Source organism: Curtobacterium poinsettiae (assembly GCF_025677645.1).
GTDB classification, from domain to species: domain Bacteria; phylum Actinomycetota; class Actinomycetes; order Actinomycetales; family Microbacteriaceae; genus Curtobacterium; species Curtobacterium poinsettiae_A.
The window spans coordinates 569,652-596,197 of record NZ_CP106879.1 but is presented as its reverse complement, the minus strand read 5'-3'; the positions used below and the strand labels follow the sequence as shown (position 1 = coordinate 596,197).

21 protein-coding genes are annotated in these 26,546 nt (G+C 71.2%); 10 read left to right on the top strand and 11 right to left on the bottom strand.

Annotation, left to right across the window (positions count from 1 at the left end):
* Positions 1-169: 169 nt before the first annotated feature.
* The 8 genes from OE229_RS02960 to OE229_RS02925 form a co-directional block, all read right to left on the bottom strand.
* Positions 170-2,116: a S9 family peptidase gene (locus tag OE229_RS02960; RefSeq protein ID WP_262139664.1), complete on the bottom strand. Its 1,947-nt coding sequence runs from the start codon at positions 2,114-2,116 to the stop codon at positions 170-172.
* The gene (locus tag OE229_RS02955; RefSeq protein ID WP_262139662.1) at positions 2,113-3,942 is read right to left on the bottom strand and encodes an N-acetylglutaminylglutamine amidotransferase; all 1,830 of its coding nucleotides are present in this window, start codon (positions 3,940-3,942) and stop codon (positions 2,113-2,115) included. Before OE229_RS02955 ends, OE229_RS02960 begins: the two co-directional genes overlap by 4 nt.
* On the bottom strand, positions 3,942-6,503 hold the full coding sequence (locus OE229_RS02950) for a carboxylate--amine ligase/circularly permuted type 2 ATP-grasp protein (protein ID WP_262139661.1): 2,562 nt from the start codon (positions 6,501-6,503) through the stop codon (positions 3,942-3,944). The genes OE229_RS02955 and OE229_RS02950 overlap by 1 nt, the downstream gene beginning before the upstream one ends.
* A 187-nt stretch (positions 6,504-6,690) precedes the next feature.
* On the bottom strand, positions 6,691-7,569 hold the full coding sequence (locus tag OE229_RS02945; RefSeq protein ID WP_209132562.1) for an ABC transporter permease: 879 nt from the start codon (positions 7,567-7,569) through the stop codon (positions 6,691-6,693).
* Positions 7,566-8,516: an ABC transporter permease gene (locus OE229_RS02940; RefSeq protein WP_259578642.1), complete on the bottom strand. Its 951-nt coding sequence runs from the start codon at positions 8,514-8,516 to the stop codon at positions 7,566-7,568. The genes OE229_RS02945 and OE229_RS02940 overlap by 4 nt, the downstream gene beginning before the upstream one ends.
* On the bottom strand, positions 8,513-9,733 hold the full coding sequence (locus OE229_RS02935; RefSeq protein WP_259578644.1) for an ABC transporter substrate-binding protein: 1,221 nt from the start codon (positions 9,731-9,733) through the stop codon (positions 8,513-8,515). The genes OE229_RS02940 and OE229_RS02935 overlap by 4 nt, the downstream gene beginning before the upstream one ends.
* Entirely contained in the window at positions 9,730-10,917 is a 1,188-nt protein-coding gene (locus tag OE229_RS02930; protein ID WP_259578647.1) for an ABC transporter ATP-binding protein, read from the bottom strand. Before OE229_RS02930 ends, OE229_RS02935 begins: the two co-directional genes overlap by 4 nt.
* A 23-nt stretch (positions 10,918-10,940) precedes the next feature.
* Positions 10,941-12,395 (bottom strand): gamma-aminobutyraldehyde dehydrogenase, encoded by a 1,455-nt coding sequence (locus OE229_RS02925; protein ID WP_262139660.1) that lies wholly within the window; start codon positions 12,393-12,395, stop codon positions 10,941-10,943.
* Between the two features lie 133 nt (positions 12,396-12,528).
* Here OE229_RS02925 and OE229_RS02920 point away from each other — a divergent pair, with 133 nt between their 5' ends.
* The 10 genes from OE229_RS02920 to OE229_RS02875 all read left to right on the top strand — a co-directional run bounded on the left by OE229_RS02920 (position 12,529) and on the right by OE229_RS02875 (position 23,335).
* The gene (locus tag OE229_RS02920; RefSeq protein WP_035809531.1) at positions 12,529-13,011 is read left to right on the top strand and encodes an Lrp/AsnC family transcriptional regulator; all 483 of its coding nucleotides are present in this window, start codon (positions 12,529-12,531) and stop codon (positions 13,009-13,011) included.
* Entirely contained in the window at positions 13,008-14,465 is a 1,458-nt protein-coding gene (locus tag OE229_RS02915; protein WP_182064162.1) for an aspartate aminotransferase family protein, read from the top strand. Before OE229_RS02920 ends, OE229_RS02915 begins: the two co-directional genes overlap by 4 nt.
* Positions 14,466-14,467: 2 nt before the next feature.
* The gene (locus tag OE229_RS02910; protein ID WP_262139659.1) at positions 14,468-15,832 is read left to right on the top strand and encodes an NAD(P)/FAD-dependent oxidoreductase; all 1,365 of its coding nucleotides are present in this window, start codon (positions 14,468-14,470) and stop codon (positions 15,830-15,832) included.
* Complete coding sequence (locus OE229_RS02905; protein WP_262139657.1) at positions 15,832-17,175, top strand: flavin monoamine oxidase family protein; 1,344 nt, start codon at positions 15,832-15,834, stop codon at positions 17,173-17,175. Before OE229_RS02910 ends, OE229_RS02905 begins: the two co-directional genes overlap by 1 nt.
* Before the next feature lie 40 nt (positions 17,176-17,215).
* The gene (locus OE229_RS02900; protein WP_262139656.1) at positions 17,216-17,635 is read left to right on the top strand and encodes a hypothetical protein; all 420 of its coding nucleotides are present in this window, start codon (positions 17,216-17,218) and stop codon (positions 17,633-17,635) included.
* Positions 17,636-17,722: 87 nt separating this feature from the next.
* Positions 17,723-17,869 (top strand): hypothetical protein, encoded by a 147-nt coding sequence (locus OE229_RS02895; protein WP_262139655.1) that lies wholly within the window; start codon positions 17,723-17,725, stop codon positions 17,867-17,869.
* Positions 17,870-18,328: 459 nt separating this feature from the next.
* The gene (locus OE229_RS02890; protein ID WP_262139654.1) at positions 18,329-19,363 is read left to right on the top strand and encodes a nitrilase-related carbon-nitrogen hydrolase; all 1,035 of its coding nucleotides are present in this window, start codon (positions 18,329-18,331) and stop codon (positions 19,361-19,363) included.
* The gene (locus tag OE229_RS02885) at positions 19,360-20,373 is read left to right on the top strand and encodes an agmatine deiminase family protein (protein ID WP_263344994.1); all 1,014 of its coding nucleotides are present in this window, start codon (positions 19,360-19,362) and stop codon (positions 20,371-20,373) included. Before OE229_RS02890 ends, OE229_RS02885 begins: the two co-directional genes overlap by 4 nt.
* A 133-nt stretch (positions 20,374-20,506) precedes the next feature.
* Positions 20,507-21,919 carry an APC family permease gene (locus OE229_RS02880; protein ID WP_182064156.1) on the top strand — a complete coding sequence of 471 codons (1,413 nt, stop codon included), beginning with the start codon at positions 20,507-20,509 and terminating at the stop codon, positions 21,917-21,919.
* 51 nt (positions 21,920-21,970) lie between these two features.
* A complete protein-coding gene (locus tag OE229_RS02875) occupies positions 21,971-23,335 on the top strand; it encodes an NAD-dependent succinate-semialdehyde dehydrogenase (protein WP_262139651.1) in 1,365 nt (454 codons plus the stop codon).
* A gap of 79 nt (positions 23,336-23,414) precedes the next feature.
* Here OE229_RS02875 and OE229_RS02870 read toward each other — a convergent pair whose 3' ends face one another.
* From OE229_RS02870 to OE229_RS02860, 3 genes are all read right to left on the bottom strand, one after another.
* The gene (locus OE229_RS02870; protein WP_262139650.1) at positions 23,415-23,573 is read right to left on the bottom strand and encodes a hypothetical protein; all 159 of its coding nucleotides are present in this window, start codon (positions 23,571-23,573) and stop codon (positions 23,415-23,417) included.
* Between the two features lie 76 nt (positions 23,574-23,649).
* Positions 23,650-25,020, bottom strand: coding sequence for a flavin monoamine oxidase family protein (locus tag OE229_RS02865; protein ID WP_262139649.1), 1,371 nt, complete (start codon positions 25,018-25,020; stop codon positions 23,650-23,652).
* Entirely contained in the window at positions 25,017-26,504 is a 1,488-nt protein-coding gene (locus tag OE229_RS02860; protein WP_410007330.1) for an NAD-dependent succinate-semialdehyde dehydrogenase, read from the bottom strand. Before OE229_RS02860 ends, OE229_RS02865 begins: the two co-directional genes overlap by 4 nt.
* Between the last annotated feature and the right edge of the window lie 42 nt (positions 26,505-26,546).

Below are 26,546 nucleotides of genomic sequence, written 5' to 3'. Positions count from 1 at the left end.
TCTCCGCCCGCGGCGAGCGCCGCCGACACATCGTTGCACCCGGTGACGCCGTGCCGCGGCTCGCACGGTGCGAGGGGGCCCACGGCCCGTGCGAGGTTCCGTACTCGGTGCGAGCGCACGTGCACCGCACGGAGTACGGAACCTCGCACCAGACCGAGCGCGCCCCGCCTCACCCCAGCCGGGACGCCACGAACTCCACCATCCGCCGCACGAGCAGCGCCTGCGACGATGCCCGGCGGTACTCGTGCCCCTCGCCCTCGAGCTCCAGGTACTCCACGTCGTGCGACCGCTCCCGCAGCGCCGCGACCACCTGGTGCGCCTCACCGATCGGCACGTTCGTGTCGAGCTCACCGTGCACGACGAGCAACGGCGCCGTGACGTCGTCGATCGCGCGCATCGGCGACAGTGCCGCGAGCAGGGCTTCGTCCTCGACGGGGTGGCCGTACTTCGTGGCGGCAGCAGCCGCGATCCACGGTTCGGTGTCGCGGTAGAAGGTCGCGAAGTCGCTCATCCCGCACACCGCGACCCCGGCTGCGAACACGTCGGGCGTGAACGCCAACGACGCGAGCGTCGCGTACCCACCGTACGAGCGTCCCTCGACCGCGACCCGGGACCGTTCGGCGTACCCGTTGGTCACCAGGAACCGCGCGCAGTCGACGACGTCGGCGAGCGCGTTCCACCGCAGCGCCAGGTCGTCGGCGTGCACGAACTCGTGACCGTACCCGGAGGACCCACGGATGTTCGGCGCGAACACGGTCACCCCGGCGGCGGCGAGCGCCTGGTGCTGCGGCGAGAACGTGGGTCGTTCCTGCGACTCCGGTCCGCCGTGCAGGTGGACGAGCGCTGCGCGGCCGGGAGGCCCGACATGCGTTCCGACGTCGGCTCCCGCCACCGACGCGGTCGGCTCCACGGCCCGGTACAGCCAGCCGGTCAGCTCCAGTCCGTCACGGGCGGCGAACCGTTCGAGCGTCGGCTCGACCAGCTGCACGTCGGGCAGCGCCGGCACGTCGGTGACCCGGCTCCAGGTCAGCGCGTTCGTGTCGAGCCGCCACAGTTCGCGCGGCCGGGTCGGCCCCTCGACGGCGAGCAGCACGCTCCGGCCGTCGCGGCTGAGCACGGGATCGGTGACGACGTACCCGGGCAGGTCCGGCACCGGGGTGCGCGAGGCGTCGTGGGTGTTGATGAGGTCGAGTTCGCTGCGCCCGTCGACGTTCCAGACGAGCAGCAGCGTGCGGCCGGCGTCGTCGGCGTCCAGGTACTCGAGCTCGGCGTCGTCGCGTTCGACGATCGGCCGGGGTGTGCCACGCCAGCCGTGCGGCCCGACCGGCTGCGCGACGAGTCCGCGGCGGGGCAGTCCGGCCTCGGTGGCGACGTAGGCGACGAGCGGGCTGGTCTCGCTCGCGGGCGCGGGTCGCAGGAACGCGATCTCGGCGGACCCGTCGGGGTCGTCGGCGAACAGGGCGTGGCTCTCGTCGGTGAGCCGGTCGACCACGACGACGAACTCCTGGCCGCGCTGGCCGTCGCTCAGCACGACGAGCCGTTCCTCCACCGACAGGTCGAGGATGTGGATGAGCTCCCCCACGGCCAGGTCGTCGCGGTCGCCGGAGACCGGGTCGACCAGGTACGAGCGAGCCGGCTGGTCGGCTTCGGTCGAGGGCAGGGTGATGACGACCCGGTGGCCGCTGCGGCTCCACGGTCCGAGTTCGGCGTGCTGGTACCGCGAGCCGGCGATCTGCGCGGCGTCGGAGCCGTCCGGCCGCACCACCCAGACCTGTTGCTTCACGCCGCCGTCGGTCGCGATGGCGACGGCGAGCCACTCCCCGTCGGACGACCACGACACCCGGATCACCGGGTCGTCGGACAGCGCGATCCGCACCGGTTGCGGCGGCTCGCCGTCGACGACGACGTCCTGCACGAAGACCTCGGGGGTGCCGTGCCGGTCGGACACGAACGCCACGCGCCGGGCGTTCCGGGTCATGGTCGGTCCCCACGATCCCCAGGCGGCGGTGAGCTGCGCTCCCAGGTCGGCCGCGGCCCTGGTGGTGACCGACGGCTCGACGGTGGCCGACGACGCGACGCCCTGCGCGCCTCCAGTCCGGACGGAACCCACGGTCACCGCACCCCCTGCTGCTGCAGCCACATCTCGATCAGGCCGAGCTGCCAGAGCGCGTTCGCGCCGATCGCGGTCCTGGTGCTGTTCGGGTCCTGCAGCATCCGCTCGACGGTGGCGGGGTCGAAGAGTCCGCGCTCCCGCGCCTCGGGTGCGTGCAGCGCGTCGCGGACGCGCTCCAGGTAGGGGCCCTCGAGCTGCCGGATGGCGGGGACCGGGAACGAGCCCTTGCTGCGGTCGATGACGGCGTCGGGCACGATCCCGCGCGAGGCGCGCTTCATCACGCCCTTCCCGCCGTCGGTGAGTTTCATCGACGGCGGGATCGCGGCAGCGAGCTCGACGAACTCGTGGTCCAGGAACGGCACGCGGGCCTCGAGGCCCCACGCCATCGTCATGTTGTCGACGCGCTTCACCGGGTCGTCGACGAGCATGATCGTGGTGTCGCTGCGGAGCGCGGCGTCGACGCTGGTCTCTGCTCCCGGCCGTGCGAACTGGCGGTCCACGAACGCCGACGGGGTGTCGTCGTCGCTCTTCCACCGCTCCCCGAGCAGGCCCTGCAGCGCCGGCCAGCGGCGGTCCATGAACACGGAGCGGTAGGCCTCGGCGGCCTGGTCGCGGGGGACGTCGGCGAGCGGCGGGTACCAGTCGTAGCCGGCGAGCACCTCGTCGGCGCCCTGGCCGGACTGCACCACCTTGACGTGCTGCGAGACCTCCTGCGACAGCAGGTAGAAGGCGACGCAGTCGTGGCTGACCATCGGCTCGCTCATGGCGGCGACCGCACCGTCGATGCCGTCGAGCAGGCGCGACGAGGGGATGTGGATGCGGTGGTGGTCGGTGCCGAAGTGCTCCGCGACCTGGTCGGAGTACTCGAACTCGTCGCCGGACTCACCGCCGGCCGCCTCGAAGCCGATGCTGAACGTGGCGAGGTCCTGCTGCCCGGCCTCGGCGAGCAGCCCCACGACGAGCGACGAGTCGATCCCGCCGGACAGCAGGACGCCCACGGGGACGTCGGCGACCATCCGGCGCTCGACCGCGGTGCGGAGCGAGCCGATGAACGCCTGCTCCCAGTCGCGCTCGGACCAGTCGGCCCTGGCGGGGTCACGCTCGAAGCGGGGCTCCCAGTAGACGGTGTCGTGCGCGGTGCCGTCGGGCTCGATCACCCGGACGGTCGCGGGCGGGAGCTTGCCGACGCCGGCCAGGATCGTGCGGGGCGCGGGGACGATCGAGTGGAAGCTCATGTACGAGGCGAAGGCGACGGGGTCGATGGACGTGTCGACTTCCTTGGTGCCGGTGCCGCTCGCGCTGCCGTTGCCTCCGCTGCCGGCGTCGCCGGCCAGGATCGCCGGCAGGGACGAAGCGAACCGCAGCCCGCCCGGGACGGGTGCGACGTAGAGCGGCTTGATCCCGAGCCGGTCCCGCGCCAGCACCAGCCGGCCGCTGCCGTGCTCCCAGATGGCGATGGCGAACATCCCGATCAGGTGGTCGACGAACGCGGTGCCCCACTCGGCGTACGCCAGGGCGATGACCTCGGTGTCCGACGTCGACGCGAACCGGTGCCCCTTGCCGTGCAGCTCGTCGCGGAGCTGCCGGTAGTTGTAGACCATCCCGTTGTAGGCGATCGTCAGCCCCGCCTCGGCCAGCACCATCGGCTGCGCGCCCGCGGTGGACAGGTCGACGATGGACAGCCGTCGGTGCCCGAGGGCGACCGGGCCGCGAGCCCACAGGCCGTCGCCGTCCGGGCCGCGGTGCGTCATGCAGCCGGTCATCCGGGCGACCGCCCCGACGTCCGGCGCTCGGCCGTCGAACCGGATCTCACCCGCGAGTCCACACATCAGTGCTCTCCCTCGGTGTCCGCCGGGTTCCCGACGATCCACGTGTCCTTCGCGCCGCCGCCCTGCGACGAGTTGACGACCATGCTGCCCTCGGGCGCGACGCGCGTCAGGGCGACGTCGGCCAGGTGCACGTCATCCGGTCCGGTCCCCGTCGCGTACACGAAGGCCCGCAGGTCCACGTGCCGCGGGTCGAGACCGGCCGGTCCGATGGTCGGGTGCGAGGACAGCTGCACCACCTCCTGCCCCACCCACCCGGCGGGGTCCGCGGCGATCTCGCGGCGTCGCTCGGCCACCTCGGGGGCGCTGGCGCTCGGTCCGATCAAGACCCCGCGGCCGCCCTCGCCGTCGACCGGCTTCGTGACGAGTTCCCCGACGCGGTCCAGGACCGACAGCCGTTCGACCTCGATGCTCGTGCGGTACGTCGGCACCGATGCCAGCAGGGGTTTCTCGTCCAGGTAGTACCAGATCAGGTCCGGCACGGTGACGTACATCGCCTTGTCGTCGACCAGCGCGTTGCCGGGCGCGTTCGCCAGGTAGACGCGTCCTGCCTCGGCCGCGTCGAGGATCCGCGCACCGAGGTCGGGAGCGTGCTCCGCCGTCAGCGCACTGACGTCGCGGTCGATCCGCAGGTACAGTCCGTCGAGCAGGTCACCCGTCGTCACGTCGACCACGTGTCCGTCACGGACGTCCAGGTCCGACCCGGACACCAGGCGCATCCCGGCACCGTCGGCCAGCCTGCGGTGCTCGAACCACGCGCCGGCGGCAGGGCCGTCGCTGACCAGTGCGATCACGGGGTCGGTCGTGCCCGTCACCGCGGTGGTGTTCGCGCAGAGGGTCCGGTGCAGCCGGTCGATCACGCCGTGCGGGTCGCGCAGGTGCGCCGGCCGCGGGGCGTCCGGCACGACGTCGTCCATCAGCTCGCGCAGGGCGATGCCGTACGCGACGCCCGAGGGCGAGCGGACGTTGTCCTCGAGCACCCGCCAGCCGCCGAACTCGTTGCGCACCAGGTCGAACCCGAGCACCGGCGCACGAACGGCGGTCGCCGGCAGCCGGGTGGCGTCCGGGTCCCAGCCCGTCGCGCCGACGAAGTGGTCCGCGTCCAGCACGCCGTCGGCCACGATCCGTCGCTCGCCGTACGCGTCACGCAGGAACAGTTCGATCGCGCGGGCCCGCTGCCCCAGGCCACGCTCGAGCTGCGACCACTCGTACGCGCTGATCGTCCGGGGCACCAGGTCGCAGCCGAACTCCTGCGCGCCGCCGTCGACCACGAAGCCGACGTGGTGCTCGCGGGTCCAGACGTCGCGGGCGGTGCAGCGGTCGATCGCGGTCTCGGCGTCCCAGCCGGTGAAGAAGGCCGCCAGGTCACGGAACGCCGGACGGGGGCGCGCCCCGGGGCCGACCGCCTCGTCGCCGGCACGGACGCGGTACCCGGGGATCGGGACCACCGGGTCCTCGTCGCGTCCGGACGGCAGCCCCGCGGTGTCCTCCACCACCAGGGCGACGACGTCGTCCATCTCCCCGCGCTCGGCGTACGCGGTGCGCTGCCGGTCGGTGGAGTTGCCGCGGGCCAGGGTCGCGTCGAGCAGCTCCGTCACCGTGCCCCAGTCGCCGAGCTCCTCGAGCTCCGGGCGCAGCCGGGACACGAGCTGGCGCACCGCGACCTCGGCGGGCAGCCGTTCGGGGTGCTGCCCCAGTCCGACCAGTTCCCCGCTCAACCCGGAGCGGGCGGCCTGCCACATCGCCGCACGGTGCAGGGGTTCGCTGCGCGGGTGCCATTCGGCGCCGGACACGACCGACTTCTCGGCCTTGCGCACCGCGGCGCGGAAGAGTCCGGCGATGAGCACGGCGTCGTCCACCACCGGGGTCGCGTCGCAGACCCGCAGCTCGAGCGTCGGCGCGTGCGACGACGGCCGCACGTCGAAGTAGGCCATCTTCCTGTCGGCGATCACGCCCGAGGCGATCAGGTCGTCGAGCACCCGGTCGTACTCGGCGGCGTCCTCCACCGGACCGAAGCTGCCGGCCGACGGCCACCGCTGCCAGATGATGCTCCGGAACGAGGCGTACCCGGTGTCCTGCCCGTTCCAGAACGGACTCGACGCGCTCAGCGCGAGCAGTACCGGGAGCACCGGCGCCACCCGCTGGGCGATGAGGACCGCCAGGTCGCGGTCACTGACCCCGACGTGCACCTGCAGGCCGCAGATGAGCTGTTCGTCGACGAGCATCCGGTACTGCTCCTGCATCCGGCCGTACCGACCGCCGGAGCTCAGTTCGAAGTCGGCGTACTCCGACCTCGGAGCGGTACCGACGGCGGCGATGGTGACCCCGGCCGGCGCGATCGCGGTGCTGAGCTCACTGCGCAGGTCGACGATCACCCGCCGCAGGTCGTCGAGGGTCCGCACCACGGGGGTGTTCGTCTCGATCGTCGTGCGCTGCAGCTCCGCGCCGAAGCGGTCGGTGGGCAGTTTGGGCAGAAGGCGCGGGGCCTTCGCGGAAAGTCGGCCGGACTCGAGGTCGATGAGGTGCAGCTCTTCCTCGGCGCCGAGCGTCAGCTCTGCACTCATGGCTGGAACCTACGCGGGGCGGCCGTGGTGCGCATCGCGGCACACCGCCCGACTCGTGCCCGTAACACGCCCGTCCACCGGTGGTCACGTCCACTGAACTGCCGTCGGCACCGTGCGCCCCGACGAGCACGCACCACGCGCGCAACCCCGCACCAGCCCGCGAAAGCCGCACCGCGCGGGCCGCCGCCTACCCCCGCGTGCGCGCCAACCGCCGGTTGAGCGCCCCGTTCAGCAGCGCGACGAGCAGTCCCACGGCGAACACGAGCGTCCCGAAGCACAGCACCTGCGGCGGCATCCCGGCCTTCGCGGCGCCGTACACGAACAGCGGGAAGGTGACGGCCGGCCCGGCGACGAACGAGGTGATCACGTAGTCGTCGATCGACATCGCCAGCGCCAGCAGCCCCGCGGCGAGCATGCCCGGCGCCAGCAGCGGCAGGGTGACGAGCCGGAAGGCCTGGAACGGTGTCGCCCCGAGGTCACCGGCGGCCTCCTCGAGCGCCCGCGAGGTCCCCGCGATCCGGGCCCGCAGCACGACCACCACGTAGGCGACGTCGAACGCGACGTGCGTGATGAGCACGGTCAGGAACCCGGTGCCGAGCCCCACCGACAGGAAGAAGGAGAGCGACGCGGAACCGACGACGATCGACGGCGCCGCGATGTCGGCGAACACGACGGTGTTCACGACACCGCGACCCGGGAACCGGTACCGCTCCAGCGCCAGCGCGAGGGGCAGTCCGATCGCGACGGAGATGATGGCGGCGAGGAACGCGACGACCACCGACGTGACGAACGCCGCCCCGAGCCCGGACACGTTCACCAGGTTCGCGTACCAGTAGGTCGTGAAACCGTTCCAGGCGAACGACAGCCGGTTCGTGGGGGCGTCGTTGAACGAGTACACGATCATGTAGACGATCGGCACCAGGGTGATCGCGATCGTCACCCAGTACACGATGGCGAGCCAGGGCCCACGACGGTTCACACCGTGGCGACGCGGACGACCGGCGACGGGACCGGTCACCGGCGAGGCCGGAGCGGCGGCGGAACGGGACGGTGCGACGGCGGTCATACGAGGTCCTCGAGGTCGTCGGTGCCGGAGACGCGGGCGTAGATGAACAGGATGATGCCGAGCACGACCATGAGCACGGTCGACAGGGCCGCGGCGACGTTGTACTGCTGGTTGCCGGAGTAGGCGTCCTGGATCGCCTGACCGATCGTGTACGTGTTCGTGCCCCCGAGCAGGGCCGAGTTCACCGGGTCGCCGACGCTGTCGATGAAGACGAGCAGCACCCCGGCGAAGATGCCCGAGCGGGACAGCGGCAGCGTGGTGTGCCAGAACGCCCGGAACCTGCCGGCGTACAGGTCGTTCGCGGCCTCGCCGAGTCGTGGGTCGATGCGCTCGAGGGCGGCGTAGATCGGCAGCACCATGAAGGCCAGGTCGTTGTAGGCGTCGCCGAAGATCACCGCGCCGCCGGTGCCGAGGATGTGGAAGTCCTTGCCGGCCAGCCCGAGCGCCTGCAGGGTCGTGACGACCGGGCCCTGCGACGCGAGCACGAACGCCCACATGTCGGTGCGGATGATGAACGACACCAGGAAGCTGATGAAGACGAGCATGAGCAGCGGGTTCTTCCACCGCGGCGACACCCGGAACGCGATGAAGTACGCCACCGGGTACCCGACGACGATGCAGGCGATCGTGGCGGCGGCGCCGTACCAGAGCGACCGGAGCAGGAACGTCAGGTACGGCACCTGCGGGTCGACGAACAGCGAGCCGTAGATCCCGAAGTTCCAGGTGAACGTGTAGCCGTCGTCCGGGTTGCCGGTCATGAGCGAGACGATCAGCCCGGACACCAACGGGATGACGAAGAACACGCAGAGGTACGCGGTGCCGACGAGCGCCAGGAAGAACGGTGTGCTCCGACGGCGTCCCCGCCGCACCGGCGCGGAACCGGAAGGACCGGCGGAACCACCGGGACCACCGGGGCCGAGCCCCGGCGCCACCCCGACCGCGCTCACGACTGCACCACCGCGTTGAAGATGCCGTTCCACTCCGAGTACTCGTCGTAGTTCTCGAACACCCGGAACTCGTGTGACTGCTCCAGGACGTCCGCAGAGGGGAACACGAGCGGGCTGTCCGCCACGGTGGCGTCGTCGAGTTCGTCGCGCACGTAGTCCTCGGCCGCGGGCACCGGGCAGACGTAGTTCACCCAGTCCTCGACGATCCCGGCGACCTTCGGCGTGTAGTAGAAGTTCATCCACTCGAGCGCCGACACCGGGTTCGCGGCCTGCCGTGGGATGAGCATGTTGTCGTGCCAGGTCATCTGCCCCTCTTCCGGCGTGACGAACTCCAGGTCGGGGAACCCGGACTGCTGCGCCTGGAACACGTCGCCCGACCACGCCTGGGTGATCCAGGTGTCGCCGTTCTCCAACCGGTTGATGTAGCTCTGGTCGTAGAAGCCGGTGACGCTCGGCCGCAGTTCGCGCAGCCACGCCTGGGCCTTCCGCCAGTCCGCGGGCGTCGAGGTCTCCGGGTCGATGCCGAGCGCGAGCAGTCCGAGCGACCCGAGTTCGGTGTTGTCGCTCATCAGTCCGATGCGGCCCCGGAAGGCCGGGTCCTGCAGGTCCTTGAGCGAGGTGATCTTCCGCCCGGTGTACTTCGGGTTGTAGGCGAGCCCGGTGAACCCGGTCTGCCAGACGACGGAGTGCTTGTTGCCCGGGTCGTAGATGGGGTCCTTCACGGAGTCCGAGGCGTTCGCGGCGAAGTTCGGCAGCCGCGAGTGGTCGAGCTCGCACACGAACCCGTTCTTGATCATCTGGGTCAGCTCGAACCCGTTCGTCATGACGACGAGGTCGTAGCCGGTCGCACCGTGTGCCCGCAGGATCGGGGAGACGGTGGCGTAGAAGGTCGCGTTGTCCTGGATCACCGCCTGGTAGTCGACCGCGATCCCGGTCTCCTCCTTGAACAGCGCCAGGGACTCGGACTTGCCGTGGTCGGAGTCGATGTACAGCGGCCAGTTCGCGAAGTTCAGGGTGCCGGTCGCCTTCGCGTCCTTCCAGAACGCCGCCCAGTCGACGGTGTCCTCGGCGCCGGCGGCGGCGGAGCCCTTGATGCTGCAACCGGTGAGCAGGGCGGCCAGCGCGGCGGCCCCGCCGCCGGCGAGCAGGCCGCGTCGGCTCACGCGGGCCGACGTCAGCCCGCGCAGCAGGTCCGGACCGGGCACCGCGCCGGTCACGCGAGCGATCCCGCCGTGGCGGGGACGGCCTGGAGGCCCGGGGCGCTGTGGGTGGTGACGGTCGCGTCCGACGCGGGGTGCGCCTCCAGGCCGAAACCGTGGTCGACGCCCCACGTGAGCCAGACCTCGGTACCGGTCGCGATGCGCGGCCCGCCCTTCGAGTTCTGCGCGAACACCGAGACGCGCCCGGCGCCCGGCACGTCGACCAGGTACTGGGTGCTGACGCCGGAGAACGAGACGTCCACGACCCGACCGGGGCCGAGGATGTTCCGTCCGGCCTCGGGGGCCGGTTCCGCGGTGCGGATCTTGAGCTTCTCGGGCCGGACGCCGACGACGACGCGACCGGTCGTGGCGACGGCACGGTCGGCGGGCACCGCGATGGACCCGGCCGCGGTGGCGACGACGAGCAGGCCGGCATCGGTGCCGCGGACCTCGCCCTCGAGCAGGTTCGACTGGCCGAGGAAGTTCGCGACGAACGCCGTGCGCGGCAGCTCGTACAGGTCCTGCGGGCTGCCCATCTGCTCGATCCGGCCGCCGTTCATGACGGCGACCGTATCGGCCATCGTCATCGCCTCTTCCTGGTCGTGGGTGACGTGCAGGAACGTGAGCCCGACCTCGGCCTGGATCGTCTTCAGCTCGAGCTGCATCTGGTGGCGGAGCTTCAGGTCGAGGGCGCCGAGCGGTTCGTCGAGCAGCAGCAGGGCCGGCCGGTTCACGATTGCTCGGGCCAGGGCGACGCGCTGCTGCATGCCACCGGAGAGCTGGGCGGGGCGCTTCGACGCCGACCCCTCGAGCTCGACGAGCCGCAGCGCTTCCTTCGCCTTCGTCATCGGGTCCGGGATCCGGCGGCGCTTCAGTCCGAACGCGACGTTGTCGAGCACGCTCATGTGCGGGAACAGCGCGTAGTTCTGGAACACCGTGTTGACGGGCCGCTGGTACGGCTTCGTGTCGGTGACGTCCTGGCCGCCGATGGTGATGGTGCCGCTCGTGGGTTCCTCGAGCCCGGCGACGAGCCGCAGGGTCGTCGTCTTGCCGCAGCCCGACGGACCGAGCAGCGCGAAGAACGAGCCGGCAGGCACCGTCAGGTCGAGGCTGTCCACCGCGGTGTGGCCGGGGAAGGACTTCGTGATCTGGTCGAGCCGCAGATCGGCTCCCGATTCGGCGAACGTTCCGGTCGTTGCCATGGTGCCTCCAGGGGTTGTCGGCCTCAGCCGATGTAGGACATGACGTGCTTGATGCGGGTGTAGTCGTCGAAGCCGTACTGGGACAGGTCCTTGCCGTACCCGCTGTGCTTGAACCCGCCGTGGGGCATCTCGGCGACGATCGGGATGTGCGTGTTGATCCACACGCAGCCGGAGTCCAGGTCGCGGGCGAAGCGCATCGCCCGGGAGTGGTCGGTCGTCCACACCGAGCTCGCGAGCCCGTACTCGACGTCGTTCGCCCACGTCAGGGCCTGCTGTTCCGTCGAGAACCGCTGCACGGTCTGCACCGGACCGAAGATCTCCTGCTGCACGGCACGGTCGTCCTGGCGCAGACCGGAGACGATCGTGGCCTCGTGGAAGTACCCGCGGTCGCCCTGTCGTGCGCCGCCGAGCTCGATCGTGGCGTGGTCGGGGAGCGTGTCGAGGAACGACCGGACCTGGGCGAGCTGGTTCGCGTTGTTCACCGGACCGAAGTAACCGTCTGACCCGGTTCGCGCGTTGTGCCGTGCTTCTTCTGCGAGCGCCGCCACGAACTCGTCGTGGATGCCGTCCTGCACGAGCAACCGGGTGGCCGCGGTGCAGTCCTGTCCGGCGTTGAAGAACCCGGCGGCGACGATGCCGGCGACGGCGGCGGGGATGTCCGCGTCGTCGAACACGATCACGGGGGCCTTGCCGCCGAGCTCGAGGTGGGTGCGCTTGAGGTCACCGGCGGCGGCGCGGGCGACTTCCGTGCCGGCGCGGACGGACCCGGTGATGGACACGAGCTGCGGGGTGGGGTTGTCGACCATCGCGGCACCGGTGGTGCGGTCCCCCACGACGACGTTCAGGACCCCCGGCGGCAGGAACTCCGCGGCGACCTCGGCGAGCAGCAGCGTCGACAGGGGTGTCGTGTCGCTCGGCTTGAGCACGGTGGTGTTCCCCGCAGCGAGCGCCGGGGCGAACTTCCACACCGCCATGTTGAGCGGGTAGTTCCACGGGGTGACCTGGGCGACGACACCGATGGGCTCGCGCCGGACGAACGACGTGTGGTCGGCCAGGTACTCGCCCGCGCTCCGGCCCTCGAGGTTCCGGGCGGCCCCGGCGAAGAAGCGGATCTGGTCGACGGACAGCAGGATCTCGTCCTCGACCAGGGTGGCGCGGGGCTTCCCGGTGTCGAGCGACTCGAGGTCGGCGAACTCCGACGCCCGCTGCTCCATCGCGTCGGCGATCCGGAACAGGGCGAGCTGTCGTTCGCCGGGGGTGGTGCGGCGCCAGGTCTCGAACGCGGTCGCCGCCGCACCGAAGGCGGCGTCGACGTCGGCAGGGGTGGACACCGGGGACGTGCCGTAGACGTGCTCGTCGGTCGGGTCGACCAGGTCGAACGTGGTGTCGGCGGTCGACTCGACGGAGGTACCCCCGATGAAGTTCCGCAGGACCCGGGTGTCGGTGTCCGCCGTCGCCGTGCTCTGTGCGTCCAGCATGGCGGTGATACTGACACGGATTCCAGCGGCGCGGAAGAAGGATCCGGAGGTTGTGGAGAACCGTAACAACGGAAATCGTCGCGAAACACGGTGTTCACAACGGAATCCCTTGCGCACCCCGAACCTCGCTGCCATGCTGTCCGGCATGGCGGCAGCACCACGACGTCCGGGACCGATCGACGACACCTCGAAGCGGATCATCGAACAACTCCAGGCGGACGGGCGCCGCCCGTACGGCGAGATCGGCAAGGCCGTCGGTCTCAGTGAAGCGGCGGTCCGACAGCGCGTGCAGAAGCTGACCGAGACCGGCGTCATGCAGATCGTCGCGGTCACCGACCCGATGCAACTGGGCTTCCACCGCCAGGCGATGATCGGCATCCGGGTCAGCGGCGACACCCGAACCGTCGCCGATGCCCTGGAACAGCTGCCGGCGGTCGACTACCTCGTGATGACCGCCGGCAGCTTCGACCTGATGGTCGAGGTCGTGTGCGAGGACGACGACGACCTGATCGAACTGCTCAACGGCACCATCCGGGCCATCCCGGGCGTCGCCGGCACCGAGACCTTCGTCTACCTGCAACTCCGCAAACAGCTCTACGACTGGGGAACGCGATGACCATCTCCGAACAGGCCACAGGCCGGACCACGACGGGCCCGGCCGCTCGCCTCCACTCCTACGACCCGTTCGCGCCGGTCGACGACGCCGACCTGCAGCGGAAGTCCCGGGACCACCTGTGGATGCACTTCGCCCGGCACGGTGCGAACCAGGCCGGCGCCGACGTGCCGATCATGGTGCGCGGCGAGGGCCACCACGTCTACGACAGCCACGGCAAGGAGTACATCGACGGGCTGTCCGGCCTGTTCGTCGTCGCCGCCGGGCACGGGCGGAAGCGCCTGGCCGAGATGGCCGCGAAGCAGGCGGAGACGCTGAGCTTCTTCCCGATCTGGTCGTACGCGCACCCCGCGGCGATCGAGCTCGCCGACCGGCTGGCCGAGCACGCCCCCGGTGACCTCAACAAGGTCTTCTACTCCACGGGCGGCGGCGAGGCGGTGGAGACCGCCTTCAAGCTCGCGAAGTACTACTGGAAGCTCCAGGGCAAGCCGATGAAGCACAAGGTGATCTCCCGCGCGGTCGCTTACCACGGCACCCCGCAGGGCGCCCTGGCGATCACCGGCATCCCGGCGATGAAGGAGATGTTCGAGCCCCTGACCCCCGGCGGCTTCCGGGTCCCGAACACGAACTCCTACCGCGCCGAGGAGATGGGCTTCCCCGGGGGCACCGAGGAGCAGTTCGGCTTCTGGGCGGCGGAGCGGATCCGCGAGATGATCGAGTTCGAGGGCCCCGACACCGTCGCCGCGGTGTTCCTCGAGCCGGTGCAGAACTCCGGCGGCTGCTTCACGCCGCCGCCGGGGTACTTCCAGCGGGTGCGCGAGATCTGCGACGAGTACGACGTGCTGCTCGTTTCGGACGAGGTCATCTGCGCCTTCGGCCGGATCGGCACGATGTTCGCCTGCGACACCTACGGCTTCGTGCCCGACATGATCACGTGCGCCAAGGCGATGACCTCCGGGTACTCCCCGATCGGCGCGACGATCATCAGCGACCGGCTGTTCGAGCCGTTCGCCAAGGGGGACACGACCTTCTACCACGGCTACACGTTCGGCGGGCACCCGGTGTCGGCCGCCGTCGCGATGGAGAACCTCGACATCTTCGAGGAAGAGGGGCTGCTCGCCAACGTGCAGCAGAACGCGCCGCTCTTCCGCGCCGAGCTCGACACCCTGCTCGACCTGCCGATCGTCGGGGACGTCCGCGGTGACGGCTACTTCTACGGCATCGAGCTCGTCAAGGACAAGGCCACCAAGACGACCTTCGACGACGACGAGTCCGAGCGGCTCCTGCGCGGGTTCCTGTCGAAGGCGCTGTTCGACGCGGGGCTGTACTGCCGGGCCGACGACCGCGGTGACCCGGTCGTGCAGCTCGCACCGCCGCTGACCATCGGGCAGCCGGAGTTCCGCGAGATGACGTCGATCCTGCGCAGTGTCCTGTCCGAGGCCTGGACGAAGATCTGACCGTGAGCGGCTACCGGGGCGTCTCGTTCTGGCTCGACCAGCTCGCGTCCACCGGACGCGACGACCTGACGCCCCGGCCGCCGCTCGACGGCGACACGACGGCCGACGTCGTGATCGTGGGCGGTGGACTGACGGGTCTCTGGACCGCCTGGTACCTGCACCAGGCCGACCCGGGCCTCCAGATCCTCGTCCTGGAACGCGAGATCGCCGGCTTCGGCGCGTCCGGTCGGAACGGCGGCTGGTGCTCGGCGCTGTTCCCGCGGTCCGCCTCCGCGATCGCCGCGGAGCACGGGCGAGACGCTGCGCTGGCGCTGCGGGCCGCCATGCGCGACACCGTCGACGAGGTCGGCCGCGCCGCGGCCGAAGCCGAGGTCGACTGCGACTACGTGAAGGGCGGGACCGTCCTGTACGCACGCTCCGCCGTGCAGGAACGCGCCGCCCACGACGAGGTCGCGTCCTCCGCGGCATGGGGCGACGACATGACGTGGCGACCCGCTCGAGCGGGCGACGCCGCCGGATCGGCGGGTGTCGCGTGGACCCCGGACTGCGCGCGCGTGCAGCCCGCCGCGTTGGTGCGTGGCCTCGCGGCCGCCCTGGAGGCCCGTGGCGTCCGGATCGCGGAGCACACGCCCGTCTCGTCCTGGGATCGCGGGCGTGTGGTCACGGCGCGCGGCACCGTCACGGCGGGCGCCGTGGTGATCGCGGTCGAGGGCTACGGCGCCCAGCTGGAGCAGACGAAGCGGCGGATCCTGCCGCTGTACTCGCTCATGATCGCGACGGCCCCGCTGCCGGCGTCCGCGTGGGATCGCATCGGGCTCGAGCACGGGCAGACGTTCTCCGACTACCGGCACCTGCTGGTGTACGGGCAGCGGACGGCCGACGACCGGCTGGGGTTCGGCGGCCGCGGAGCCCGCTACCACTGGGGGTCCTCGATCACGCCGGGGTACGACCGGGTGCCGCGGGTGTTCGAGCACCTGCGGAACGCCCTGGTCGACCTGTTCCCCGTCGTCGCGGACGCCCCGGTCACCCACACGTGGGGCGGACCGCTCGGGGTGCCGCGCGACTGGTGCGCCTCGGTGACCTGGGACGGCCACGTCGGCAGCGCCGGCGGGTACGTCGGCGACGGCCTGTCGACGACGAACCTGGCCGGACGGACCCTCGCTGACCTCGTGCGCGGGGAGTCGACGTCGCTGACCGCCCTGCCGTGGGTGAACCACCGATCGCCCGACTGGGAACCCGAGCCGCTGCGGTTCCTCGGGGCGAACGCGGGACTCGTCGCGACCGACCTGGCCGACCGCGAAGAAGCGCTGACCGGACGGCCGAGTCTGGCGGCCCGGCTCATGGCACCGCTGACCGGAGGGCACTGATGGCTGCTGGTCTCGACGCCGACGTCGTGGTCGTCGGGGCGGGGGTCGCCGGGCTCGCCGCCGCCCGGGCGCTCACACTCGGCGGGCAGCGGGTCGTCGTGCTCGAGGCCCGCGACCGGATCGGCGGGCGCACCTGGACCGATTCGTCGCTCGGAGTGCCGGTCGACCTCGGCGCCTCGTGGATCCACGGGGTCGACGGCAACCCGCTCTGGGCCCTGGCGCCCCGGTTCGGCATCGACACCGTGGAGTTCACGGTCGGGAGCTTCCAGTTCGACGGCCGTCCGATCGCGTGGCACGGCCCGTCCGGCGCCGCACTCTCCGCCGAGGACGCGTCGGCGTTCGTGGCGGACCTGCACACCGTCGACGCGGCCCTCGACGCCGTCGTCGCGCAAGCGCCCCCGCCCTCGACCTACGCGGCCGCCGTCGACACCGTGCTGCGGTCGCTGCGGTGGCAGGGCGACCGAGCCGCACGGGTCCGCGAGTACACGGCCCACCGTTCGGAGGACCTCTGCGGCGCACCCGTCACCGTCCTCGACGCCCACGGCCTCGACGAGGAGCACGTCCCCGGTGACGAGGTGGTGTTCCCCGGCGGCTACGCCCAGTACGCCCGCGCGCTGGCCGAGGGTCTCGACGTCCGGCTGTCGTCGGTCGTGCGGTCGGTTGCCCGAACGGGCGACGCCGTCACCGTGGGGCTCGCCGACGGCACCACCGTCGTCGCGCCGCAGGTCGTCGTCACCGTGCCGCTCGGGGTGCTGCAGGCCGGCGACGTGGTCTTCGACCCGCCCCTGTCCGCGCCGGTGACCGGAGCGCTCGGCCGGCTCGGGATGGGCACCTACGACAAGGTGTTCCTGCGGTTCCCCACACGGTTCTGGGGCGACTCGTGGGTGATCCGGCAGCAGGGGTCCGCCGGCGTCGACTGGCACTCCTGGTACGACATGTCCCGGGTGACCGGTGCGCCGGTGCTCGCCGCCCTGGTCGGTGGTGCCGGAGCCCGTCGGCTCGAGACCCTGCCGGACGCCATGGTCGTCGACGAGGGGGTGGCAGCGCTGCGGAAGATGTTCGGCCCGTCCGTCCCCCGACCCGAGGCGTTCCGGATCACCCGGTGGGCCGAGGACCCGTTCTCGCGGGGCTCGTACTCGTACCTGCACGTCGGGGCGTCACCCGACGACCACGACCTGCTCGGCACCCCGTCCGGCCGGGTGCAGCTCGCCGGCGAGGCCACGTGGAGCGACGACCCGGCGACGGTGCACGGGGCGCTGCTGTCCGGGCTGCGGGCGGCCGGGCGGTTGCTCGGCACCCAGGTCGAGCCGCTCTCGCTCGCCGACCCGCTGTCCACGCCCTGAGCGCACCCCCGCGGGTGTCGGCCCGTGCGACACTCGCTCCGTGACCCCGACGAGGACCCGACCGAGACACGAACACCGGGCACCGGTCGCCGTCGCGGTCCTGGTGAACCTGGCGCTGAGCCTGTTCCTGCCGGACGAGGTGCTGTTCTTCCCGTCGTGGGTGGTGCCCGTCCTGGGCGTCCTGCTGCTCGCTCCGCTCATCGTCTTCAACCCGCGGCGTCTGACGCGCGAGACCACCTGGTCACGCTGGCTGTCGTTCGCGCTCGCGGCCCTGCTCACCGTCGCCAGCCAGCTCACCGTCATCCGGACCATCACCGAGCTGCTCGGCGGGCACGCGGACGGTGCGGCCGTGCTGCTCACCGCGCTGCAGGTCTGGGTGAGCACGATCATCGTGTTCGGGCTCGTCTACTGGGAGCTCGACCGCGGGGGTCCGGTGGCACGGCGTCGCCCCGAGCTGTAGGCGAGTGCCGAGGCAGACTTCCAGTTCCCGCAGGAGACCGACCCGAAGACCGCGGACTGGCGGCCGGTCTACCTCGACTACCTCTACGTGGCGATGACGAACATGATGGCGTTCAGCCCGACGGACACGATGCCGATGACCGTCCGAGCGAAGATGATCATGGCCTACCAGGCGCTCAGCGGGTTCATCCTGCTGGCACTGGTCATCTCGCGCGCGGTCAACATCATCAGCTGACCCTCCCGACACGACCCGACGGGCACCCCGCGCGAGATGCGCGGGGTGCCCTGGGGCTCAGCCCTTGCGCCACAGCTCGAGCAGGAACCGGGCCACGGTCACGAGCAAGCTCGCGATCCCCAACCACGGCACTCGACGGCCGCGACGCGGTTCGGTGTCGTTCGACATCGGACCACCTTCGTGTCAGCGCCGGCGGACACGAGAAGCGCAGGCCGAGGGATGCAACTCGCTCGACGAGCGCGTTACACTGGCTCCGAGTTTCAGGCTCGGGACCCAGTTCGTCCCTCGTTCTCCACTCGGAGGACAAATCGAAGCCCACCACTGTTGCTGCAGTGGTGGGCTTCTTCTCTGCCCGGGCCCGCGTCCCGGCGACGATACGGAACCCGAGACCAGCATACTGATATTCGAGGTTCGAAACCGAGGTCTTGCGATAGTTGATCGTGTGATCAACAATGGCGCATGGACGTCGTCACCGCACCCTCGCTCCCGTCGCCGCTGCACGCCGACACCGGCGCACCCCGCCGGTCCCTCCGCGTCGCCCTCGTGCAGGTGCGGTGGCTCCCCGACCCGCACGAGCACCGAGCCCAGCTCGCCGACGGCATCGCGACCGCCGCAGCGCACGGAGCCACCGCGGTGTTCCTGCCCGAACTCACGCTGCGCCGCTACCCGGGCGACTCCCCGGCGAGCGGGACCCCGAAGGACCTCGCCGAGTCGCTGCAGGACGGTCCGACCGTCGCCTTCGCCCGTGCCCAGGCGATCCAGCACGGGGTGTTCGTGCACGCCTCCCTCTATGAGCGGCCGGATGACGACGACCAGCCCGACGACCCGCGCGGGTACAACACGGCGATCCTCGTCGCGCCCGACGGCACCCTGGTCGGCCGGACCCGGAAGACCCACATCCCGATCAGCGCCGGGTACCACGAGGACACGTACTTCCGCCCGGGGACGGACGACGACGCCTTCCCGGTGTACGAGCCCGCCGGACTCGGCGTGCGCCTCGGGCTGCCGACGTGCTGGGACGAGTGGTTCCCCGAGGTCGCCCGGTCCTACGGCCTCGCCGGGTCCGAGGTGCTCGTGTACCCGACGGCGATCGGCTCCGAACCGACCTTCCCCGACTTCGACACCGCGCCGATCTGGCAGCGGGTGATCGTGGCGAACGGCATCACCGCCGGGCAGTTCATGGTCGTGCCGAACCGGTGGGGTGACGAGGGCGACATCACGTTCTACGGCTCGTCCTTCATCTCGGACCCGTTCGGCCGCGTGCTCGTCGAGGCACCGCGTGACGCCGACGCGGTGCTCGTGGCCGACCTCGACCTCGAGGCCCGGACGGAGTGGCTCCGGCTGTTCCCCTTCTACATCACGCGGCGCCCCGACCTGTACGCGGGACTCGTCGAACCCGTCGACGAGGAACACCACGCGTACGGCGCACGCGACGCGATCGACGCGGCCCTGGCCGTGGCGGCGACCGACGCCGGACCGGAGGCACGCGCATGACGTGGGTGATGCCTCCCGAGACGGCTCCGCAAGAACGCACCTGGATGGCGTTCCCGCGCCCCGGCCTGACGCTCGGTGACGACGCGGCGAGCGCCGAGGCGGCGCGGCGGACGTGGGCGACCACGGCCAACACGATCAGCGAGCACCAGCCCGTCACGATCGTCGTGGACCCGGTGGCGCGCAGCGACGCCCGCCGGCTGCTGTCGGAGCAGGTGGACGTGCTCGAAGCGCCCCTGGACGACTTCTGGATGCGCGACATCGGGCCGACGTTCGTCGTCGACGACGTGACCGGCGAGCTCGGCGCAGTCGACTGGGTCTTCAACGGCTGGGGCGCGAACCCGTGGTCGACCTGGACGCGCGACGCCGAGGTCGCCGCCACGGTCGCCGATGCTGCGGGAGCCAGGCAGATCCGCTCGTTGCTCGTGAACGAGGGCGGGGCGATCCACGTCGACGGTGCCGGCACCGTGCTCGTGACGGAGACGGTGCAGCTCGACCCACGCCGGAACCCGTACGCCGACCGGGAACGCGTCGAGTTGGAGCTGGCCCGCACGATCGGTGCCACGCGGGTGGTCTGGCTGCCCCGCGGCCTGACGCGCGACTACGACGGCTTCGGCACCCGGGGCCACGTCGACATGGTGGCGACCTTCGCCGACCCGGGCACGGTCCTGCTGCACGCCCAGCCGGATGCCGGCCACCCGGACCACCTGGTGATGCCGCAGATCCGTCGGGCACTCGAGCAGGCCACGGACGCGACGATCGTCGAACTACCGGCACCGTCGACCCTGACGGACGACGACGGTGGACCGGTGGACTGGAACTACGTGAACCACGTCGTGGTGAACGGCGCCGTGATCGCCTGCGCGTTCGGCGACCCGGTCACTGACGACCGCGCCAGGGGCATCCTCGCCGAGGCGTACCCGGGCCGACAGGTCCGCTCGATCGACGCGCGACAGGTGTTCGCGCGGGGTGGTGGGCTGCACTGCATCACACAGCAGCAACCGGCGGCCTGAACCACCGCCGCGGTGTACAGCGGGCCCTGATCGCCTGTACACCGCGGCCGGTCCACCCACTGCCGGCCCGTCGGTATGGTGCTCCGAACTGATCCGGGCACCGCTGCCCGGCCCCGAAGAGCAGGGAAGTCACATGGCATCACCGATCGCGGTCACCGCGCCGGCAGCACCGGTGCGCGGCGGGTCGCTGAAGCGGAGCCTCGGGCTCTGGGCGATCGTCGGACTCGGCCTCGGCTACATGACCCCGACGGTCGTGTTCGACACCTTCGGCATCGTGTCCGGGCAGACCGACGGCGCGGTGCCGAGCGCGTACCTCATCGCCCTGGTCATCATGGCGCTCACCGCGATCAGCTACGGGAAGATGGTGCGCGTCTACCCCGCCGCCGGTTCGGCGTACACGTACGTCCGGGAGTCGATGCACCCGAACCTCGGCTTCATGGTCGGCTGGGCGTCGCTGCTCGACTACCTGCTGCTGCCGATGGTGAACGCCCTGATCATCCGGCTCTACCTGGAGCAGGTGTTCCCGGGCCTGCCGCCGTGGGTGACCGTCGTCGTCTACACGGTGTTCGTGACGACGGTCATCTGCCTGTCGATGCGCGGGACGTCGAACCTCAACATGGTGCTGCTCATCGGCGCGGTCCTGGCGATGATCGCGTTCGTGGTCTTCACCGTCATCGAGCTCACCCACGGTGCCGGTGCGGGCACGATCGTCAGCGCCGAGCCCTTCGTGCACGACGGGGTGACGATGTCGGCCCTGCTCACCGGTGCGACGGTGGTGTGCTTCTCGTTCATCGGCTTCGACGCCGTGACGATGTACACGGAAGAGGCGAAGTCGATCCGCATCATGCCGAAGGCCATCATGCTGACGGTCCTGCTCGGTGGCGCGATCTTCCTGGTCTCCGCCTACTTCGCCCAGCTCCGCTTCCCCACCAACGCACCGTTCGGCGAGTTCACCGACGACCCGCTCCCCCAGATCGGCCTGCTCGTCGGCGGTCCGGTGTTCCAGGCGGTCCTCGTGTCGGCCGGGTTCGTCGCCGCACTCGCCTCGGGGCTCGCGTCGCACGCCAGCGTCGCCCGCATGCTCATGGTGATGGGCCGGAACAACGTGCTGCCGAAGCGGGTCTTCGGCTACGTGCACCCCCGCACGCACACCCCGGTGTTCAACGTCGTCTTCGTCGGCGCGGTCACCCTGCTGGCGATGAGCTTTTCGCTCGACACGGTCGCCGCGTACATCAACTTCGGTGCCCTCGTCGCGTTCACGTTCGTCAACGCCACGGTCATCGTGCACTTCGCCGTGCGGCAGGGCCGTCGCCACACGGCGGGCGACCGCTGGAAGTACATCGTGCTGCCGGGCCTCGCGATGGTCCTGACCGGGGTGCTCTGGTCGCAGCTCCATGCCGACGCCCTGATCGCAGGAGGAGTGTGGGCCGCGATCGGGTTCGTCTACCTGCTCGTCATCACGAAGGGCTTCCGGGTCGCACCGAAGGGCTTCGACGAGAACCAGCCCGTCACCGGTGTGAACAAGCAGCTGACCGACCAGGCCTGACCGGCCACCACGAGAGCGACCAGGCCTGACCGGCCACCACGAGAGGACGCCATGTACGCCGTCACCGACCCCACCACCGGCACGACCCTCGAGACCTACCCGACCATCACGGACGCCGAGCTGCACGACGCCGTCGCAGTCGCCGACCGCGCGCACACCGAGTGGTCACGGACGACGACGGTCGCCGACCGTGCAGCCCTGCTCCACCGGGTCGCGGACCTGTACCGGGAGCGGCACGCCGAACTCGCCGCCACGATCGTGCGCGAGATGGCGAAGCCGATCGACCAGGCCGAGGGCGAGGTCGACTTCTGCGCCGACATCTACGACTACTACGCGGACCACGCGGAGGCGTTCCTGGCCGACCAGCCGATCACCCTGGCGGACGGGTCCGCGGGGTCCGCGTTCATCCGCAAGGCCTCCATCGGCGTCGTGCTCGGCATCATGCCGTGGAACTTCCCCGCGTACCAGATCGCACGGTTCGCCGGCCCGAACCTGGTCATCGGCAACACCGTCCTGCTCAAGCACGCACCGCAGTGCCCGGAGTCCGCCCTGGCCATCGAGCGGATCTTCCACGACGCCGGCTTCCCCGCCGGGGCCTACACGAACGTGTTCGCGACGAACGACCAGGTCGCCGACGTCATCGCCGACCCGCGCGTGCAGGGCGTCTCGCTGACCGGGTCCGCCCGCGCCGGTGCCGCCGTCGCCGAGATCGCGGGCCGGAACCTCACGAAGGTCGTGCTCGAGCTCGGTGGATCGGACCCCTTCATCGTGCTGTCCACCGACGACCTGGACGCCGTCGTCGAGTCCGCCGTCACCACCCGCCTCGAGGGCAACGGGCAGGTCTGCAACGCCCCGAAGCGCTTCCTGGTGGTCGACAGCCTGTACGACGAGTTCCTGGCGAAGTTCACCGCGGCGATGTCGGCGGTCTCGCCGACCGATCCGTCCGTGCCGGGTGCCGAACTCGGCCCCCTGTCGTCACCGACCGCCGCGGACCGGCTGCAGGAGCAGCTCGCATCCGCCGTCGCGCAGGGTGCGACCGTCGTCACCGGCGGCGATCGCCGGGGCAACGCCTTCGTGCCGACGATCCTGACGGACGTCTCGCCGGACAACGACGCCTACCGCGAGGAGTTCTTCGGCCCCGTCGCCGCCGTGTACCGGGTCGCCGACGAGGACGCCGCCGTCGCACTCGCCAACGACACCCCGTACGGGCTCGGCTCGTACCTGTTCACCACCGACGCCGACCAGGCACTCCGGGTCGCCGACCGGCTCGAGGCCGGCATGGTCTACGTGAACATCGTCGGCGCGGACAGCCCGGAGCTGCCGTTCGGTGGCGTCAAGGGCAGCGGCTTCGGCCGCGAGCTCGGCCCCCTGGGGGCCGACGAGTTCGTGAACAAGAAGCTGATCCGCATCGGCTGACGGACGCCCTGGACCCGGGTGACGACGGACGGGAGGCACGGTGCCAGCTGGCACCGCGCCTCCCGTCCGTCGGTCGCCGCTACTGCTGCGGGTCGGCGGGCTCGCCGCCGGAGTCGGTGTCGCTGTCCTGCTGCGGGTCCTCCGTCGCGTCGCCCGTGGGCGACCCGTCTGGCAGGTCCTCGGTGTACTGCTCTTCGGCCTCGCTGGGGTCGCTGGACCCGTTCGCTGCGTCACTCATGGCCCGGACGGTACGCGCGAACGCCTGGGTACGTCAGCGCCTGGACACGGCACCCAGCCGTGACCCACCAATACGGTTACCGCGCAGTAGTGGTCTGCGGAACGACCGCGAGGATCTCCTCCGCGACCTCGCGCCCGATGCGCACGGCACCGTCGACGTGCTGGTAGCCCTGCCCGGCCAGGTCGCTCGAGGCGAACCGGATCGGACCGACCGCGGCACGCTGGTCGGCGCCGTAGCGGACGAGCCCGCCCAGGTCGAAGCTCGCGGCGTAGGCGCCGCGCGTCCACTCCTCGGTGCCCCAGTCGCTCTCGTAGTAGACGACCGGCGACAGGGCCTCGTCGCCGTAGTAGTGCGCCAGCGAGGCGAGCACCCGGGCACGCCGTTCCTCGGTGGACAGCGCGAACAGGTCGTCGGCGTGCTGGTCGGAGACGAACCCGACCAGGGTGCCCTGCTCGGAACCGTGCGAGGTGTTGTCGTACGCCTCGTGCACGACCTCGTACGGGCTGAACGCGGTGCCGGACAGGCCCGCCGCACGCCAGAAGGGACGGTCGTAGACGGCGTGCACCTTGATCACGAAGCCCATCGACAGGTGCTGGTGGAGCTGGTGCTGGCGTCGGGGCAACGGAGGCTCGTACGAGATCCGCGAGTACAGGGGCGGCGGCACCGCGACGAGGGCCTGCCGGGCGTGCACCTCGATCCCGCCGTCGGCGAGCGCGACGACCCCGTCGTCGCCCCAGCGCAGCGTCCGGACCGGGGCGTTCAGGTGCACGTCGTCGCCGAGGCGCTCCGCGAGCCGCTCGGACACCTGCTGCATGCCGCCGACGACCCGCTTGTCCAGGATGAAGTCGGCGTCGACCAGGTTGGTGAAGCTCCCGGCGGACGCCGCCATCAGCAGAGCCTGCAGTGCCGAGAACGCGTGCGCGGGCTTCGTGAGCATCGCGCCGGCGATGAACAGCTCGACGTTGTCGGTGGCGACACGGTCCGGGCTGAGCGTGTGCAGCCAGGCACGGAACGAGACCTCGTCGAGGGCGGCCGCGTCCGGGGTCTCCCAGGGGCGCGCCGGGTCGACCTTCGCGACGTACTCGTCGACGACGGCGACGAGCCGTTCGATCTCGTTCGCCGTGGCCTCGGGCAGCGGGAAGATGTCGCCGGTGTACTCGGTCCGGGTGCCGTCCGCGTCGATGTAGACACTCGAGCCCTCGCGGTACCGGTCGTACGTCTGCAGGCCGAGCTCGTCGAGGGTCTCGAGCAGTGCGGTCTGGTCGGGCGAGACCCACTGCCCGCCGATCTCCAGGCTCACCCCGTCGATGTCGTTCGTCCAGGTGCGGCCCCCCACCCGGTCGCGGGCCTCGAGCACCGCGACCCGCAGGCCTGCGGCCCGCAGGCGGTTCGCGGCGGTGAGACCGGCGACACCGGCTCCGATGACGACGACGTCCTTCTCGATCATCGAGCTGCTCCTTGTGCGGTCGTGGTGCTGTCGGTGTGCCGGAACGGGTCCGGGGTCAGCGTGTACATGGTCTCGAGGTACTCGGCGATGCCCTCGCCGCCGCCCTCGCGACCGAGGCCGGACTGCTTCACGCCGCCGAACGGTGCCGAGGCGTTCGACACGACCCCGGTGTTCAGCCCCAGCATGCCGGTCTCGAGCCGCTCCATCAGGCGCTGCCCGCGTGCCGGGTCGTCGGTGAACGCGTAGCCGACCAGACCGTACTCGGTGTCGTTCGCGGCGGCCACGGCCTCGTCCTCGGAGTGGAACGTGCGGATCGCGAGCACCGGCCCGAAGATCTCGTCGTCGAGGATCGCGCTGCCGGGCTGCACGTCGGTCAGGACCGTCGGCGCGTAGAAGGTGCCGGGCCCGTCGACCGGGTGTCCGCCGGTCCGGACCGTCGCTCCGCGCTCGACCGCGTCGGTGACCAGGCGGTGGGCCTTGTCCACGGCGCGGGCGTCGATGAGCGGCCCGATGGTGACGCCGTCCTCGGTCCCCCGGCCGACCCGCATCGCGGCGACCCGCTCGGTGACCCGGCGGGTGAACTCGTCGGCGACGTCCTCGTGCACCAGGAACCGGTTCGCGGCGGTGCAGGCCTGGCCGGTGTTCCGGAACTTCGCGGCGAGGGCGCCCTCCACCGCCAGGTCGAGGTCGGCGTCGGCGAACACCAGGAACGGGGCGTTGCCCCCGAGTTCCATGCTCGTCCGGAGCACGTTCTGTGCCGCCTGACCGAGCAGCGTGCGTCCGACCGGCGTGGACCCCGTGAAGGACAGCTTGCGCAGGCGGCGATCGGCGATCACGGGCGCGGAGACGGCGGCGGCCCGGGTGGTCGGGACGACGTTGACGACGCCCGCGGGCACACCGGCCTCGACGAGCAGGTCGGCGAACAGCAGGGTGGTCAGCGGCGTCAGCTCGGCCGGCTTCACGACGACGGTGCAGCCGGCGGCGAGCGCCGGTGCGATCTTGCGGGTCGCCATCGCCAACGGGAAGTTCCACGGCGTGATCAGGAACGCGGGTCCGACGGGCTTGTGCGAGACGGTGGCGCGGCCGGTCCCTTCCGGGTTGGTGCCGTACGAACCGCCGATCCGGACCGCTTCCTCCGAGAACCAGCGGAGGAACTCGCCGCCGTACGCGACCTCGCCGCGGGCCTCGGCCAGGGGCTTGCCCATCTCCAGCGTCATCAGGAGCGCGAACTCCTCGCGTCGCTCCTGCAGCAGGTCGAAGGCGCGGCGCAGCACCTCGGCGCGCTGCCGCGGCGGCGTCGCCGCCCACCCGTGCCGTGCGGCGACGGCGGCGTCGAGCGCCTTCCGGCCGTCCTCGGGTGAGGCGTCGGCGATGTGCAGGAGTGTTCCGCCGGTCGCAGGGTCGACCACGGCGAAGGTCGCGTCGTCGGCCGCCGGCCGCCAGACACCGCCGACCAGGAGGCCCGTGGGGACGCGGTCGAGCACCGCCTGTTCGGCGGCTGGTCCGGTCGCGTCGGGGACGGTGGG

Bases quoted from the DNA above. Each gene is read 5' to 3' on its own strand.
- OE229_RS02950 (WP_262139661.1), bottom strand. From the start codon at position 6,503: ATGAGTGCAGAGCTGACGCTCGGCGCCGAGGAAGAGCTGCACCTCATC.
- OE229_RS02930 (WP_259578647.1), bottom strand. From the start codon at position 10,917: ATGGCAACGACCGGAACGTTCGCCGAATCGGGAGCCGATCTGCGGCTC.
- OE229_RS02870 (WP_262139650.1), bottom strand. From the start codon at position 23,573: ATGAGTGACGCAGCGAACGGGTCCAGCGACCCCAGCGAGGCCGAAGAG.
- OE229_RS02905 (WP_262139657.1), top strand. From the start codon at position 15,832: ATGGCTGCTGGTCTCGACGCCGACGTCGTGGTCGTCGGGGCGGGGGTC.
- OE229_RS02885 (WP_263344994.1), top strand. From the start codon at position 19,360: ATGACGTGGGTGATGCCTCCCGAGACGGCTCCGCAAGAACGCACCTGG.
- OE229_RS02880 (WP_182064156.1), top strand. From the start codon at position 20,507: ATGGCATCACCGATCGCGGTCACCGCGCCGGCAGCACCGGTGCGCGGC.
- OE229_RS02890 (WP_262139654.1), top strand. From the start codon at position 18,329: ATGGACGTCGTCACCGCACCCTCGCTCCCGTCGCCGCTGCACGCCGAC.
- OE229_RS02945 (WP_209132562.1), bottom strand. From the start codon at position 7,569: ATGACCGCCGTCGCACCGTCCCGTTCCGCCGCCGCTCCGGCCTCGCCG.
- OE229_RS02925 (WP_262139660.1), bottom strand. From the start codon at position 12,395: ATGCTGGACGCACAGAGCACGGCGACGGCGGACACCGACACCCGGGTC.
- OE229_RS02875 (WP_262139651.1), top strand. From the start codon at position 21,971: ATGTACGCCGTCACCGACCCCACCACCGGCACGACCCTCGAGACCTAC.
- OE229_RS02865 (WP_262139649.1), bottom strand. From the start codon at position 25,020: ATGATCGAGAAGGACGTCGTCGTCATCGGAGCCGGTGTCGCCGGTCTC.
- OE229_RS02955 (WP_262139662.1), bottom strand. From the start codon at position 3,942: ATGTGTGGACTCGCGGGTGAGATCCGGTTCGACGGCCGAGCGCCGGAC.
- OE229_RS02915 (WP_182064162.1), top strand. From the start codon at position 13,008: ATGACCATCTCCGAACAGGCCACAGGCCGGACCACGACGGGCCCGGCC.
- OE229_RS02920 (WP_035809531.1), top strand. From the start codon at position 12,529: ATGCTGTCCGGCATGGCGGCAGCACCACGACGTCCGGGACCGATCGAC.